Raw genomic sequence first — 15,286 nt, 5'->3', positions numbered from 1 at the left:
AATCCTTTAATTAGCCTTTAACCGCGCCGAAACTTAAACCCCGCACCAGATGTTTCTGAATAAAAAGACAAATGATAATTTCAGGCAGCACGGCGATGAGCGCCGCCACCGCGACCTGTCCGTAGTGTACGGAATCGGAAGCCAGGAACCTGAGGGATGTGATGGTGATGGTCTGCACACGGGTCCCGGAGAGAATTAACGGGAAGGTAAAACTGTTCCAGGCAAAAATAAAGGCCAGGAGACCCGCCGCCACAAGGCCGGGTTTGATAAGGGGAAGCAATATCTTAAAGAAGACCTCGTACCAGGTATACCCATCAAGCTGGGCCGCCTGTTCTATCTCAACGCTGATATCCTCGAAATAACCACGGACAACCCAGATGAGCAGGGGCATGGTGATGAGCTGATAAACCCAGATGAGACCGAAGTAGGTATCGTAAAGTTTGAGCCGCTGGAAGATCATAAATACCGGAAGTATTACCAGAATCTCCGGGGCAAACTTAAAGGACAATATCTGGAAAGCCCAGCCTTCTTTATTCTTAAAATCGTAACGGGCAAAGGCATAGGCGGCCGGTACACCGACGAGTACGGTAAGGAGAATGGCGCCCCCGGACACAATAAAGTTTTGGAAAAATGCCAGGATGAAATTTGAATCCTGGCGGAAAAGTACCACCTGGTAATTTGAAATGGTCGGCGTGAATTTAAAAACCGTACTTACCACTTCCGCATCCGATTTAAGGGAACAGATAAGCATCCAAAACAGGGGGAAAATGGCAAATACCAGCCAGATGGTCAGGGCCACATACCGAAGTACATTCAGCCCCGCACCAATAGTTTTCTTATTCCGTGTTGCCTTTTCTAAGGCGCTTATAGTATCCATACAACCCTCCTTTTTTATAATCCCGCAGCTTCTTTGGCATACTTGCGCTGCTTTTCAACAATGAATTTGGCCGTAACATTTACGACCAGCCAGAGTATCAGCAGATAGGGCATGGCCCTGGCAAGCCGCTGGTATGTAAAAGCCGTCAGGTATGCGGTGAGGGAAATGTTCATCAGGGTATTACCGGGCCCTCCCTTGGTGGTAGCAAAGATAATACCGAATTCCTGGAGCGCCGCCATGGAGCGGAATAAAATGGCGATGTATATAAAGGGCTTCAACATGGGAAGCGTTAATGTTCTAAAGGTAAACCACGCGCCGGCGCCGTCCACCTGTGCGGCCTCGAAGGGAGACTTAGGCAGGGACTGGATACCCGCAAGTACCAGGAGCATGACAAAGGGAGTGTTCACCCAGGCGTCTATGAAAACAACGGTGAACAAAGCGGTTTTTGGAGAAGCGGCCCAGGGGAAATTGAACAACCCGAAAAGATTGAGAAACTTTTCCACAATACCAACCGAGTTGGAAAGCATGAGCTGCCAGATGAGTACCGCGATGGCGGGCGCAACCATGAGCGGAAACATAAACACTACCTTGAGGATATGGGTGTACCGGTTTTCCTTACGGAGGAGGAAGGCAATCCCCATTCCCAGGAGCAGTTCCGATCCGGTGGCGCAGATCGCATAGGAGAGGGTGACAAAAACGGCGTGATAGAATTCGGGATTGGTAATCATTTCAATCCAATTTCCCAGCCCGGTAAACTTCCATCTATCCATGGGTAAGCGGTAGGAAGCGTTGGTAAATGACAGTAGTATTGCGACTATAAAGGGGACCATGATACCAATCAAAACGATCATTCCCGGCAATATAATGTAGTACGGCCGCATTCGGATATTTTTAGGTAACTCATTGTAATTGATTGCCGCAGCGTCCGGCTTACTTTTTCCCATAGATCACCCCGTTTTAATCTAAAATCTCTAAAAAACAGTCTATTTTACCGCAAAAGGTGCAGAATACATTTGTATCCCGCACCTTCCGCAAATCAGATCATAAAAATAGTAAACCTATTCCTGAACCATCTTGTCCTGAAGGGCTTTCAGGGCATCCAATCCTTCCTTGATTGAGCGGTACTTGGTACCGGCCACGAGATCCTGAAGGGTCGCAGCCCATTCATAGGTAGTCTGGAAGAAGGCCGGCTGGGGGGTAAACTGGACCTTCGTAGTGGGAGAAGTCTTCTGCCATGACGCATACCAGTTGGGCAGTTTGGCGATCTTCGCCTGGAACGCCGCATTGTTGTAGATGGATGTCCGGACGGGGTCCATGTTGTTCGAATCAACCGACGCAGAAAGGAGGAATTCCTTGCTGCTGAAATACTGGAGGAAGAGCCACGCGGCGGTCTTCTGCTTGGAATAGGAGTTCATCGCCATTGACCAGATCCAGTAGTTGGAGTTGATCGTATCCCCGGGCTTCGCGGTCGGCGAAGGGGCGTATTTGATATAGGGAGATTCGGGCATGTTCTTGAAAATGGTCTGCGCCTGGACATTGGAAGCGTCCCAGAACATGGCGGCCTGGCCGTTTTCGAAGTCAACTTCGCAGTCATACCAATACTTGCTGGACCACTGGGGAGAACCGCCCCTCTTAATCATGTCAACAAAGAAGGTATTCATGGCGACAGATTCGGGGGAATTTACCTTGGATACGAGCTTTCCGCCTTCAACGGCAAAGTCTGTGGCGCCGAAGTTCTTGTAGGTGGTCATGTACGCGGGGTGAATGGTTCCCCAGTCACGGGCGCCGCGGACGGCGATGGCATAGGAGCCGGGTCCGTTCCAGCCCTTGAGCTTATCAACGGCGGCAAGCAGTTCGTCGTAGGTTTCCGGAACCTTGGTGATACCCGCTTTGTCGAAGGCGCGCTGGTTATAGGCGAGCGTATAGAGCTCCATCCCCAGGGGGATGGCCAGGTGAGCGCCGGTACCCACGGCATGACCGGCCACGCCGTCCCATTTGAGGGAGGAGAAGGCGCTGGGCACAAAGTCCCCGGGCTCATAGCCGCTGTTGGTAAGGGAAGGGTTGCTGAGATAGGTATCCAGGTCTTCCACGTTACCGGCGGTGTAATAGTCCCAGAGCTGATAAACCCCCGACATAAAGAGGTCCGGAGATCCTGACCGGCTGGACAGGGCATTCGATACCTGATCGAAATAATTGGCTTCCGGGGTAACCTGGGTGTTTACTTTGATACCGGTTAGGGCGGTGAATTCAGCCAACTTTGCTACGATGGATTCCTGGGTAGGATGCTGTACCATATATACGGTGATTTCCGAACCCGTCGCCCGTTTCCAGTCAAATGCGCCGGTGGATGTTGCCGCTGCCGAATCGGTTGTGCCGCTTTTCTTAGCGCCGCAGCCGGTAAAAACTATCCCTACCGTGATCAGCAGGAGAACCCCTACTACCAATACATTCCTTTTCATCTTTGTACTCCTTAGCTTGCTTGATTTTGTTTACAAGCTTTGCATTTCTTCATTATACACCCCTTCCGTTTATTACACAAAGGAAAAGAATAAAAAGGCCGGTTTTTCAAATCATTACTATTTTAGTAATGATTTTTAGGCCCTTTTCGATATGATTCGGTAAAAATTTCCCGAATAAGGCGCTTTAGTGGCAATTTTCGGTATTTTTTACTTGTAAACTATTAGGATTTCTGGTAGTATTTACTCGTAATGAAAAGTACTATAGCAACTACAGTTAACCGCCGCATCAAACAGGTACGGGAGGCGTTAAGTCTCTCCCAAATGAAATTCTCTAAGGTTATCTCTCTCTCCAGCGGCTACCTTGCGGGGGTAGAAGTGGAAAAGAGGAAGGTCAACGACCGGATTATCAAGCTAATTTGCGCTTCCTTTGGGGTTAATGAGAAATGGCTCAGGAACGGCGAAGGCGAAATGTTCAACATTGATCCGGATAAGGAATTTACCAAACTGGTATCCCTTTATAAGGAACTTCACCCTAAGTACCAGGATTATATCCTAAAGCAGATCGACCTGCTTCTTGCTATACAGGATACCCTTAGCTAGCTTTTCCGCCGGCCAAATATTTTCGGAGCAGATCCATCACCTCATTAAAATCAATGGGCTTTCCAACGTGGCTGTTCATACCGGCGGCGAGGCATTTTTCAACGTCCTCTTTAAAGACATTTGCGGTCATGGCAATAATGGGGACCGTTTTTGCCCAGGGATGATCCAGGGCCCTGATAAGACGGGTGGATTCGTAGCCGTCCATGCCGGGCATGTGTATATCCATAAAAATCAAATCATAGCTTTCGGGATTGGCGCTGAACTTATCATAGGCAATCTTCCCGTTCTCCGCCTCCTCTATGACCAGCCCCGTGGGCTCCAGGATGGTTACCACGATTTCACGGTTGATATCCACGTCCTCCGCCAGAAGTACCCGCTTGCCGGTGAAATCATCCGCGGGGGGCTCTGCGGGAAGTGCCGCCTCTTCGGGTAGAGCCCCGGTCTCCGATTGGATCGCCGGGGTTTGGTCCGGAAGCTTCACCGGAAGCGCCACGGGTAAATCCGCCTGTATGGTAAAAATGAAGGTCGAGCCCTTATCCGGTTCAGACTCAATCCAGATGGTTCCGTTCATCATCTCCACAATCCGCTTGGAAATGGCCAGTCCCAGCCCGGTGCCGCCGAATTTGCGGGATATGCTGCCGTCAACCTGTTGAAAGGACTGGAAAAGATTGGCCTGTTGCTCCAGGGAGATGCCTATGCCCGTATCGGTAACCCGGATTTCCAGGGTACACCGGGACGCAGTTTCGCTTTCCTCGCCGGTTTCCGCCCCGGGCAGCTGGTCCGGAAAGGCTGCGTTCATATACTTCGCCGGTATCTCCATGCGGAGCCCCGCCTCGCTGTCCGGCAGCCTCCTCGCCGAGATGGTGATACTCCCCCCCTCGGGGGTAAACTTTACCGAATTGGAGAGGAGGTTGGTAATAACCTGGGCAAGCCGCTGTTCATCGGAAATAAGCCGCTGGGGAATATCGGGCTCCACCGTAACCGTAAGGCTCTGTTTTTTTTCGGCTACCCGGAATTCCTGCACATTGACTACCCTGTTCAGCATCTTGGAAAATTCAAATTCCGTATTGGATAGTTCAAACTTGTCGGCCTCTATCTTGGACATATCCAGGATATCGTTTATCACCCCCAGGAGATGGGTTGAGGCGCCCTCGATTTTTTCAAGGCAATAATCCCGGCGTTCCATGTCGCGGCTCCCCTTGGCGATGGTGGTCATGCCGATGATGGCGTTAAGGGGGGTGCGTATTTCATGGGACATATTGGCCAGGAAGCTCGACTTGGCAATATTAGCCTCCTCCGCCCGCTGTTTTGCATGTTTAATTTCGGTTGTGTCGTGGAAGAGCACAAAGGCGCCCTGATAAATTCCGGCGTTGTTGTACATGGGGGTAAAGTGTATTTCGTAATTCCGCAGGTTACCGTCCCCGCTCATATCGATGGTTTCCTCGGTTACGGTGGAACTCTTCTCTTCTATGGAAAGCTGAAACATTGAGTCCAGAGCGTCCAGCAGTTTTGCTGCGCCAAACCGGGAAAAAACATCCCGGTAATTCTGCTTCCTGATACTTTCAAAATTTTTTACATGTATCCGTCTGAGAAATATATCCGCACAGTAAATAAAACCGCCGCTTTCATTCAGGAGGATAATAATATCCGGACTGTTGGCAAAAACCATGTTCATGTAACTGTCCTGACGCATGAGCCACCGGTCCTTTAAGGAACGGACCACTTCGTAGATCACCGTCAGGGTCATGACAAAAAAATACACACCGCAGATCAGCATTGCCTCGGAAACAGTATACCTAAACGCCGCTAATCCCGGCACAAAGGTCCCCACAAGGACCACCGCAAAGAGGAGCAGCGCGGGGATAAGCCCCAGGGGCAGACCCAGGGTAAAGATGGACATCAGGGGATAGGAATAGATCCATACACTGTCAAAACCCTGGCTGCTGTTTTCGGTAAATATGGTTGCCCCGCAGAATACGCCGAAGATGGCGGTAACAATGAGCCCCCCCACAATGAAGGGGAATTCGGTGTGCAGGAGAAGCAGGTTTGCAAAGATCATAAACCCGATGATCATCTGCATGAGCCCCTGCTCGACGAGTCCCCTCTGCATATCCGTTACACCCACGGCGAGGATAATGACCGTGACGATGGTATAGGTGATATTAAGGACGATCAGACGGATTATTTCGTCCATGGCCGTCTCATCCCGCATACCGGAGTATTTGCCGCCGGTTAACAGTAAAAAAAGCCGGTCCTTGATGGATACCATGCCTATGCTCCTATCTCCGCTTTGGATAGTTCGGGGAACTCATCCTTCTCCCATATTTTTACTATACAGGAGATGACCACCATGATTCCTAACACAAGGAGCAGGACGGCTATGATCAACTGCAGGCCGTCGGTGGCGAAAACAAAACTGCCGCCTTGCAGCCGTAAAATTTTGCTCCTGATGGTCAGGACCAGGGAACTGAAGGTAACCGCAAGCATAATAAAGGTGGGGATATACAGCATGAAGCTCCGGCGTTTTGTTTTTTTAAGGAAAAGTATGCAGGCAATAAGGGTAAGGGCCGCTAAAAGCTGGTTCGCCGCGCCGAAGAGGGTCCAGATATTCTGATAGCCCGTTACCGCGAGAAGGTAGGCGGGTAACAGGGTAAACACCGAAGCCGCCGGTTTGGAAGCCAGTATTTTGCTTGAGGAAAAGAGTTCCTGAAATGAAAGACGCCCCAACCGGGCAACCGTATCCAGGGTGGTGAGTACAAAGGAGGAAACCGCCAGGGAAACAAGGGTAAAGGAGATCTGACTAGGCAAGCCGATCTGGTGCAGGAAACCGGAAACCGCGGTGGCAAAAATTACCGGCGGGGTTCCTGAAGGAAACTTACCCCCATGGGCCAGGGAACCCACGGCAATTAACGCCAGGATGGCCACCAGGGTCTCCACCAGCATGGCCCCGTAGGAAATAGGGAGCATATATTTTTCATTGCTGATTTCCTTGGACGCCGCCCCGGTGGCGACCAGACTGTGGAACCCGGATATGGCCCCGCAGGCTATGGTTATAAAAAGGGCAGGAAAAAGGTAGTTACCCTTCACCTCGAAGCCGACAAAGGCGGGGATGGCTATTTCCGGGGCGGTAAATATCACCCCGATAAATGCGGCCAAAATCATGGCGATGAGCAGGAAGGAACTGAGGTAGTTCCGGGGCTGCCCTAAGAGCCAGACGGGGACGATGGAGGCGACGAATATGTAGGCAAATATCAGATAGAGCCAGATGGACTGGGACAAAAAGATGGGATTAAAAATCCCCAGGACGATGCAAACGATGAGCAGATCCACCGCGATAATACCACTGGCCAAATCGGAGGCCTTTCTTTTCCTGATGAGGAAGCCGATGAGCACGGCGGCGACGATAAACAGGGCGGAAGCGGTTGCCACCGAGCCGCTGGTCCGGTTATTAAGGCCCGCGGCGTCTATCCCCGCAAAGGTTCCCGCCACGATATCCGAGAAGGCGGCGGCTATGAGTATGGAAAAAAGCCAGACAAAGATGAGGAAAAGCCGTTTGCCGGTCTTTCCTGCGTAAATTTCGATTACGTACCCTATCGATTTCCCCTTGTTTTTTACCGAGGTATAGAGGGCTACAAAGTCATGGGCTGCCCCAAAAAACACGGTCCCCACCAAGAGCCAGAGCATAACCGGCAGCCAACCGAACATGGCGGCAATAATTGGCCCGTTAATCGGTCCCGCCCCGGCAATGGAGGCAAATTCATGGCCGAATACCACCGCCGGGGTGCTGGGCACATACTCCGCCCCATCCTCAAATTCCCGGGCGGGAGTTTTTTTCGATGGATCTATCCCCCAGGTGCGAGCCAGATAGCGCCCGTATAAAAGATAGGCCAAAACGAGAACTACAACGGAAATAATAAGCAGCACAAGCCCATTCATACACAAACCTCTTTAATGGCAATCACCCGGAAAATTATACAAGAATTATTTAATTTATGCAAATATGCCCCGGGGAGAGGGAATAGGGGCTGATAGTAACAAAAGCCCCGGAAAGCACAAGCTCTCCGGGGCTTTTAAAAAGGCGCCGGGCGCCTTTTCCTGTGTTTATTGCTAGTCCGTCACTTTAATGTAGTAAACCACCGAATTAAGATTCGTACTAACCGCTGATGCAAAGTTGGATGTCACAATCGTAAGCTTATAAATCCTGCCCGCAGTTCCTGTTAAGACGCTGGCTTTGATTGTATACGGATCGGCGCCTGTAGCACGGGTTAGTACCGCAGTGATGGCCGGCAGCGCGTCAGCGTCCCCGCTCTCTTTCACTATCGAACTAAAAGTACGGCCTGACAGCACAATAGCTTTCGCAAAATCATCGTTGTTAAAGGCAATAGTTTCGCTCTTGAGCACATCAATAGTAGCCGTTGCGGTATTAGCATCAACCCAGTTCCCCGAATCACCGCTACGCGCCAATTTGGGGCGGGCAATAATTTGGTTTACCGTAAAAGTGGGTGTCTTGTAAACAGTGCCGGAGGTTATTGAGAGTGAATATGCACCCTGATAGCCCGCTGCAAAGAAACCGTCTTTCAGCGTAATGGCTATTTCGCCGTCCGCTTCCTCCAGTGCAAGTTCGTAAGCAGCATTACCAACATTGGGGACATCCGCTGTGCCCTTTTTAAGTACCCCGCCGTTTGCAGCGAAATCCGATAACGCAGCAGCACTCAAACCGGTAACGTGCAGTACCTTAGGAATGTCCAAACCAGTACTGTTTTTGAAAGTCGCGCCACCGCCCGTTCCCTGTGCATAGAAGACCGAACCTTGTTCAATAGACGCTTCGCTGTCTTCGTATCCTACTACGGCCTGATCAAAAATAATGTCCGGCAAACCGTAGGCAAAGATCACCACGTGTATAACGCCCTCCGGGGTTAAATCGTCCATGCGGGAAATACCGGCGCGGTTAAGGGCTACTTCAAAATTAGTGTGTCCCCGGTGGGAAAACAAATTCTGCAGCCAGACAAGAGGCTCCTTGTGTCCGGTCGAATCTACAACATAACCGCCGTAAAGCTTCTCAAAATAGGTACTCCAAAGGCCTGCACTGTCCAATGGCGCTGTTAACGGTCCAAAATCTGCGGCTATAACCTTGTCCGCCCAGGTACCGCCGTAAGAAACACTCGTCACCGGAGTTTTTGGCCATGTACCGACCACAGACCCATTGAGCGGGTCCTGGTCACGTTTACCCCATGCCCCATCAGGCTGCAGGTATTTGGCCTTGTAAATTTCTCCCGCCCCTTTCCAGGAAGAGATGGCCGCTACTTTTTCCCATACCGCATCCGCTGTCTCTATCTCTTCGCCGGCCGCTCTCAAAAGCGCTGCGTTGGCGAACAAATCAAAGTCCACACCAACTTCTACTTTTTTAATCCCCGTAATTTCATGACCATCCGCTTTAGTCATTGGATCATCATAGTTTATTGCAAGGTTTCCTGTCGGGACAAAATGCGGATTATCGCCATAGGTGGCGCTGGAAACGGTATCAACCCGGTCCTCTTCGTCCGTATCCACCCACTTGGGATATTGGGTTCCGTCGGTTCCGCCGGTACGTGTGCCGGCGGTGATAAAGTACTCCGGCTCTGCAACTTCTCCTGTTTTTGCGAAGACCGTACTCGCAGGACGTATAGCCGTGATATCTGCCGTAACATCATGATAATAATCACTGAAGGTCATGGATGTTTCACCATACAAAACAGCCGGCGCCGCCACACTGCCCGGGGCTAAGCTTACCTCGCTATTCAACACGGGTCTTCCGCCCTTTGTGGCCTGCAAGGTGAGTGAAGTAACGCCTGCCGGCGCCTCAATTTTTATAAATTTTACCTTGCCGCCATCGGTCAGAACGGGTGTCGGCGTTACCACCTCTCCATCAATGGTATAGACATTATCGGTATAAGCGCCTGCCCCCACTGCCAATACGATGTAATTGGTTACCGATATACTATTCGGATGGGATACGCTATAGGCATTACCCATGGTCAGCACAAAATCATCGCTAATACCACCAGGAGTGGGGCAACCGATCAACACGAATAATCCGCAGAGGATCGGCAATGTCCACTTTAGATACTTTGAACTCATAGAGACCTCCTTAAAGGTTGAGTAGATATTTATAGTTAGATATATATAACTATGTTGTGAATCTATAACACTTGTGAGTTTATGTCAACTAACAATTTGAAATTTAATCGTTTTTTCCATAAAAACCGACCCCTCGCCGCCAAATGTCCCTGGACAAGGTGCGCCTATAATATGGTAGATTTATCTATTGGGAAAACCACAAGGAGCCGGCATGAAGGGAATACTTCCCCTTAAACCCCTGGACTTTGCAGCCATATTTTTCTCCGCCGCCCTGACCGTTTTTTCTGCGCTCATGGTCTACGGCCGCCCCCGGGACGTTGTCCAAGTGTTTATCCGGGGAGAAGACCGAACCTGGGTTTTCCCCCCGGATGCCGAAGAAACCGTAACCATTCCCGGTCCCGTGGGGGATACGGTGGTGGAGATCAGCGGAGGCAGGAGCAGGATCATCTCCTCACCCTGTAACAACCAGATCTGTGTAGCCGCCGGGCATATTCAACGCCAGGGGCAATGGGTGGCGTGCCTGCCTAACAAGGTATTTCTATTTATAGAAGGAACCGGGGATGAAAACACCGATCTTGACAGCATCGCCTGGTAAGGCGGAACACCGGCGAACCCTGGCCCTGTTGGGGGCCTTTTGCATCTTCCTTTCTACCATTGAATACCTGATCCCCAAACCCATGCCCTTTATGCGGATAGGGATTGCTAACCTGCCCCTTTTGATGGCCCTGGATATACTTCCCTTTACGGCGTTTCTGGCCCTCCTGGGGGTCAAGGTCATTGGTCAGGCGCTGATTACCGGGACCCTTTTCTCCTACATCCTGCTCTTTTCCCTGGCCGGCGGAGGTATATCCGCCCTTTCCATGTTCGGCCTCCGGCGGCTCCTGGGGCGGGATCGAATCAGCCTTATTGGGATCAGCGTCCTTGGGGCGCTCCTGTCCAACGGCGCGCAGCTTGCCCTGGCAAGGGTCTTCATCTTTGGAGAGAGCGCCCGGTACATCACCCCCCCGTTCCTGGCTATGGGAATAATCACCGGCCTGGGTCTGGGCATCTTCTGCGAATACTTTATACGACGATCACGGTGGTACGCAGGATTTCAAACCACAAAGGGAGAAGAAATTCTCGCAACGAGAGAAGAAATTCTAACCGCGAAGAATGAAGAAATTCAAACCGCGAAGGCGCAGAAGGCGAAAAAAGGGGGGGGAAGAGGGGAAGGAGGGGAAAGAGAATTTCTGCTCTCTTGCTCTTCCTCTTCTTCACCTTCTTCCTCTTCTTCTTCTTCACCTCCTTCCTCTTCTTCACCTTCTGCGCCTTCTGCGCCTTTGCGGTCCATATCCTCTTGGTCCATATCCTCTTTGCGGTCCCGACTCAGAGAAAGGCGGCATGGAATATACGAAAGGCTTTTCGGCAGCGGGGAGCTTTGTTTGGCGGGACTGCTTATGATGCCTGCTATGGTCTTTAACTCTGATCCTTATTTTCGGGTAATGCAGTTTTTGTTTTTTTGGTTTCTTGCATGGCTTTCGGGGAAAAAAAATAATCCACTCATCACTATCCTTATTATCCTGGGAATTGTGGCTTTCAACCTTACCGTTCCCTACGGGCAGGTACTGTTTTCCCTGGGACCAGTTAGAATTACTGTGGGGGCGCTCCTGGCGGGGCTCCAGCGGGCAGTAACCCTGGAGGGGCTGATCATGCTGTCCCGGGCGGCTATACGGAGGGACCTGAGTCTCCCCGGCCCGTTCGGGGAACTAATGGGCGAATCTTTCCGCATCCTCGCCCTTGTCCAGGAACGGAAACACACTATTACGAAAAAAAACCTTGCCATGGATATCGACAATCTGATGATCGAGCTCTGCGAAACCGAAACGCCGGGAGAAACAACCGCCGGACAGCGGGGCTCCACAGCGGCGGGGCGGATCATCCTTGCCGCCGCAGTAATACTGGCGTGGCTGCCCTGGGTCTTCACCAGGTTATAGGCCCTGCAACAGTTTCACAAAGGGATCTATCTCCGCCCGTACCCGCTTGAGGAAGCCAAGGTTACTTAACCCCGGTCGTCTGCCCTCTGCGCCGGCACAGTCCGGGAAGTGGGCCCAGAGATAGCCGCAATGGTCCAGGAGCGTTTCTAGCCGCTGCGGGGAAGCGGAGGCTTCTCCGGTAAGGATACTGCGGAGCTGTACCAGGGATGCCAATTCTTCCCGGATAAAGGCGGCCACCGCTTCCGTTGTAATTTCAACCGTGTTCGTTGTATGTATACTATTCTCTCTCCCGGTATTTTGAGTGCCTTCAACCGCTAATAGGGCATAGGCTTTTTCCGGAGTAAGGGTTTGGAGCCCCAGGGGAAGCCCCGAACCAGCTATGTCACGGATTCGGCTGCTTCCCGCAAATTCCCGTTGAAAGAGATCCCGGTAGGTCTTCATTGCCTGATTGGACCGGACGGGCTCGCCGGTTTTTGAGGAGGTAACGAAACAGCCCTTACGAAAAGCGGCCGCCGGGTCTACGAGGCTGAAAAACCGGGTCTGCCGCCTGAGCCGTTCAAGATGGGCCGGGGCGGAGCGGGCGTGGGAATGGTCCAGGGTAAAGGAAAAATCGATACCCCCCAGGATTATCGGACCGGCGGAAAGGCGGCAGGCAATGGCTGCGGCGCTGAGGCCCACGGAGCCCAGGGGGGGCAGCCTTTCCGGAAGGAGGCCCGCTGTTTTAAGCCGGTCAAAGAGGCTGAGCTTGGTCCAGGGTGTAAAAAACAGATGGGGCCGGCCGCCGAGAATCTCCCCCGTGGCGGGGAGAGCGGAAAGATCCATGGCGACCGGAACTTCCCAGGGAAAGAGGCCGATAAAATCCCGAAGGTTCCAGTGCTGACTTTCCAGGGCAATCACCAGATCCGGCTTGATCCCCCGTTCAAAGAGGGGGGAGAGGGCGGTATCTACGCAGATTATCCTGAAGGGCCGGCGAACACTCTGTGAAAGATCTCCGAAGGCGGCGGAAAGTCCATCCAGAACGCCGTCCAGAGAAGGGCCGGCGCCCAGAACCAGGATCGGCAGAACGCCGAAATTAAGAGCCCCCATGGGGAGCGAACGGGGAAGCAGGGCCAGATTCCGCAGGGCGTTCCGGGCGTAACGGCGGCCCAGTTTTACCAGGGTCATGGCGTTGCCCCAATCCACGGCTATATCCTGCCGGAGGGCGTCCTCCAGACCGTCGTAGAGCTCCGGATTTAGCTGCCAGCCGCCGGTCAGGCGCAGCTGTTCCACCCGGCGGAAACTACGGCCCCCCCAGGTTTCCCGGACCAGGGTGCAGAGAAGGGCCGGATCGCCGGTCTGTACCAGCCGGAACCGGGGCGTTTTCAGTATGGATTCGTCGATCCGCTCCGTAGACAGGGCCATCAGTTTTTCGTCGATCTCCACGCAGAGGACCGCCGAATCGGGGCTCATCCTTTCGAGAAGAAGCTTGAGACCGTAACCGAAAAGGGGGGAGGGGCAAAAATAGAGGGTACCTTGAGCAAAGCCCTTCCCAAGGGCCTCCACGGTTCTATCCGCCAATGCAACGGGGTCCATGGTCGAGAGAAGGGTTTTACCCTTATAGGAAACAGAAAAACCCCGGCGAGATGCAAACTCCCGGGGCGTTTCATCAATCATTTAATTATTTGAATAAAGATACTGCAAGAATGTTACGGCGAATTTATCCTCCAGGTTTTTACTATGGAGGAAATGGGAACGCAGGCTTGTTTCAGCGTTGCGGCTGACAAAAGTTGAATAGAGGGTATTAATCTCTTCGATATCCGTCGTGTCTTTTATTGTTTCTTCCCGGGGATATAAAACCAGTACGTTATCCCCCACAACCAGGGGTTCCGAAGGAGTTTCCAAGGGAGTATAGAAGGCGAGCTGCCAAAATTTTTCATCGGATTCCGCGAACTCCAACTCCGGAATCGACTGGGACTGAAGGGTGACAACAAGGTTTTCCATGCTTATCCCACCGTAATTCAGGGGCAGGGGGCCAAAATCGCGCTTCTGCAAACCCCGTTCTTCCACTGCGGCGTCAAAACCGCTTTCTCCGGCGGCGGCGGTCAAGAGGCCGGCCTGATCGAAGAGCCAGTTTTCTATCCGTCCGCGCTCAAAGCCGCGCATATAGGACCGGACCTTTTCAATATTTGCCGTATCTTGGGTATCCAGGGGACGGACCGCTTCCTCCGCCCGGAAAAAAGCCCATCCAGAAGGGACCTTTACCACGGGGCTGTAATTGCCGGGAAGGACGCTTATTACGGCTTCCCGCTCCTGGCTATCCGGCACATCGCCGGTCAATTCATAGGCCAACCGAACCCCCATTTCCCCGCCCCGGTCCGCATAGGTATCCGCCGATAGTTCCCGGGCCGCTTCTTCAAAGGTTTTGGTCCCCTCTTTAATAGAATCCAGAACCTGCCGGGCCTCCCGTTCGCTGGAATTGATGGTGATCCGGGACAGGTGGGTTATCCTGAACAGATCCGGTTCAGAAAGGACATAACTGATGACCTCTTCATTGGGGTAGCTATCCAGGGGAAAGATCGCCATACCGAAACTTCGCACCCGGGCCGTCATTTCACCGACAAAAATCCCTTCGCCGGAGGGTATTCTGAGGCCCATATTATCATCCATGTAATGCTGCTTGGAGATCAGCTCCTGTACTTCCCGCCACAGGGCAAGCCGGGAAATTTTGTCCATCTGCCGGTACCGGGCTGCGAAAAACCGGCCGTTTTCCTGAAACTGGGGCAACTGTGCAACTTTCCGGTCCACCACCGCCTCGGGCGCCGTATAACCTGCCTGTTTCATCTCCTGAAGCATGGCGATATGGAGCACCGTTTCTTCAAAGGCCTGGCGCCAGACCATCTGGCTTATGCTCTGGGCATTGGATTCATTGAGATAATTCTGATACCACCGGGCCAGATTCCCTTGCACGTTGGCCAAATAATTACCCGGCACATAGCTTATGGGGACTTTATTGTAGGAACCAAAGTTGAGATCCACCGTAGGGCGACTTGCCTCGGGGACTATGGCGGGTACCACAACAAATGCGACGATGACAATGATCAGAACGACGATAGTCCCGATAAAAACAAAGGGATTTGCCTTAAACCGGCGAATCCATTCCCCCTTGGTGGGATTATCTTCATGGACAAGCTGTTTTTTTTGCCTGGGAGCCATAGCGGTTAAACCTCTTATATTGAACGCTGAATTTAGACAGTATTAAACCTTATCATCTTATGCGGTAA

General features: G+C 52.1%; 11 protein-coding genes. 3 read left to right on the top strand and 8 right to left on the bottom strand.

Translation table 11 applies throughout. The features are described from left to right. Window positions 1-10: 10 nt before the first annotated feature. The 3 genes from LQZ19_RS11060 to LQZ19_RS11050 form a co-directional block, all read right to left on the bottom strand. Entirely contained in the window at window positions 11-877 is an 867-nt protein-coding gene (locus tag LQZ19_RS11060; RefSeq protein ID WP_411047722.1) for a carbohydrate ABC transporter permease, read from the bottom strand. Window positions 878-891: 14 nt separating this feature from the next. Continuing rightward, the gene (locus LQZ19_RS11055) at window positions 892-1,728 is read right to left on the bottom strand and encodes a carbohydrate ABC transporter permease (protein ID WP_411047721.1); all 837 of its coding nucleotides are present in this window, start codon (window positions 1,726-1,728) and stop codon (window positions 892-894) included. A 207-nt stretch (window positions 1,729-1,935) separates the two neighbouring features. After that, window positions 1,936-3,336, bottom strand: coding sequence for an ABC transporter substrate-binding protein (locus LQZ19_RS11050; RefSeq protein ID WP_411047720.1), 1,401 nt, complete (start codon window positions 3,334-3,336; stop codon window positions 1,936-1,938). 249 nt (window positions 3,337-3,585) lie between these two features. On the opposite strand from LQZ19_RS11050, the gene LQZ19_RS11045 reads away from it, so the two are divergent. Then, window positions 3,586-3,936 carry a helix-turn-helix domain-containing protein gene (locus tag LQZ19_RS11045; RefSeq protein WP_411047719.1) on the top strand — a complete coding sequence of 117 codons (351 nt, stop codon included), beginning with the start codon at window positions 3,586-3,588 and terminating at the stop codon, window positions 3,934-3,936. Here the strand turns inward: LQZ19_RS11045 and LQZ19_RS11040 are convergent. The 3 genes from LQZ19_RS11040 to LQZ19_RS11030 form a co-directional block, all read right to left on the bottom strand. Beyond that, window positions 3,929-6,205 (bottom strand): ATP-binding protein, encoded by a 2,277-nt coding sequence (locus LQZ19_RS11040; protein ID WP_411047718.1) that lies wholly within the window; start codon window positions 6,203-6,205, stop codon window positions 3,929-3,931. The genes LQZ19_RS11045 and LQZ19_RS11040 overlap by 8 nt on opposite strands. A 2-nt stretch (window positions 6,206-6,207) precedes the next feature. Then, a complete protein-coding gene (locus LQZ19_RS11035) occupies window positions 6,208-7,872 on the bottom strand; it encodes a carbon starvation CstA family protein (RefSeq protein WP_411047717.1) in 1,665 nt (554 codons plus the stop codon). Window positions 7,873-8,043: 171 nt separating this feature from the next. After that, on the bottom strand, window positions 8,044-10,053 hold the full coding sequence (locus LQZ19_RS11030; protein WP_411047716.1) for a hypothetical protein: 2,010 nt from the start codon (window positions 10,051-10,053) through the stop codon (window positions 8,044-8,046). Between the two features lie 211 nt (window positions 10,054-10,264). Between LQZ19_RS11030 and LQZ19_RS11025 the strand changes: the two genes are divergently transcribed. Further along, window positions 10,265-10,648 carry a NusG domain II-containing protein gene (locus LQZ19_RS11025; RefSeq protein WP_411047715.1) on the top strand — a complete coding sequence of 128 codons (384 nt, stop codon included), beginning with the start codon at window positions 10,265-10,267 and terminating at the stop codon, window positions 10,646-10,648. Then, window positions 10,614-12,026: a Gx transporter family protein gene (locus LQZ19_RS11020; RefSeq protein ID WP_411047714.1), complete on the top strand. Its 1,413-nt coding sequence runs from the start codon at window positions 10,614-10,616 to the stop codon at window positions 12,024-12,026. Before LQZ19_RS11025 ends, LQZ19_RS11020 begins: the two co-directional genes overlap by 35 nt. Here the strand turns inward: LQZ19_RS11020 and LQZ19_RS11015 are convergent. Then, complete coding sequence (locus tag LQZ19_RS11015) at window positions 12,021-13,679, bottom strand: 6-hydroxymethylpterin diphosphokinase MptE-like protein (protein WP_411047713.1); 1,659 nt, start codon at window positions 13,677-13,679, stop codon at window positions 12,021-12,023. The genes LQZ19_RS11020 and LQZ19_RS11015 overlap by 6 nt on opposite strands. Further along, complete coding sequence (locus LQZ19_RS11010) at window positions 13,680-15,218, bottom strand: peptidylprolyl isomerase (protein ID WP_411047712.1); 1,539 nt, start codon at window positions 15,216-15,218, stop codon at window positions 13,680-13,682. Window positions 15,219-15,286: the final 68 nt, after the last annotated feature.

Origin of the sequence: Treponema primitia (genome assembly GCF_046533075.1) — a bacterium.
Taxonomy (GTDB): Bacteria; Spirochaetota; Spirochaetia; order Treponematales; family Breznakiellaceae; genus Termitinema; species Termitinema primitia_B.
The sequence above is the reverse complement of the archived record's forward strand: the minus strand, read 5'-3'. Positions and strand labels throughout refer to the sequence as shown.

What these genes read in the sequence shown, in the direction of transcription:
- LQZ19_RS11045 (WP_411047719.1), top strand. Translation starts at nt 3,586, where the DNA reads ATGAAAAGTACTATAGCAACTACAGTTAACCGCCGCATCAAACAGGTA.
- LQZ19_RS11010 (WP_411047712.1), bottom strand. Translation starts at nt 15,218, where the DNA reads ATGGCTCCCAGGCAAAAAAAACAGCTTGTCCATGAAGATAATCCCACC.
- LQZ19_RS11015 (WP_411047713.1), bottom strand. Translation starts at nt 13,679, where the DNA reads ATGATTGATGAAACGCCCCGGGAGTTTGCATCTCGCCGGGGTTTTTCT.
- LQZ19_RS11035 (WP_411047717.1), bottom strand. Translation starts at nt 7,872, where the DNA reads ATGAATGGGCTTGTGCTGCTTATTATTTCCGTTGTAGTTCTCGTTTTG.
- LQZ19_RS11040 (WP_411047718.1), bottom strand. Translation starts at nt 6,205, where the DNA reads ATGGTATCCATCAAGGACCGGCTTTTTTTACTGTTAACCGGCGGCAAA.
- LQZ19_RS11060 (WP_411047722.1), bottom strand. Translation starts at nt 877, where the DNA reads ATGGATACTATAAGCGCCTTAGAAAAGGCAACACGGAATAAGAAAACT.
- LQZ19_RS11025 (WP_411047715.1), top strand. Translation starts at nt 10,265, where the DNA reads ATGAAGGGAATACTTCCCCTTAAACCCCTGGACTTTGCAGCCATATTT.
- LQZ19_RS11050 (WP_411047720.1), bottom strand. Translation starts at nt 3,336, where the DNA reads ATGAAAAGGAATGTATTGGTAGTAGGGGTTCTCCTGCTGATCACGGTA.
- LQZ19_RS11055 (WP_411047721.1), bottom strand. Translation starts at nt 1,728, where the DNA reads ATGATCGTTTTGATTGGTATCATGGTCCCCTTTATAGTCGCAATACTA.
- LQZ19_RS11030 (WP_411047716.1), bottom strand. Translation starts at nt 10,053, where the DNA reads ATGAGTTCAAAGTATCTAAAGTGGACATTGCCGATCCTCTGCGGATTA.
- LQZ19_RS11020 (WP_411047714.1), top strand. Translation starts at nt 10,614, where the DNA reads ATGAAAACACCGATCTTGACAGCATCGCCTGGTAAGGCGGAACACCGG.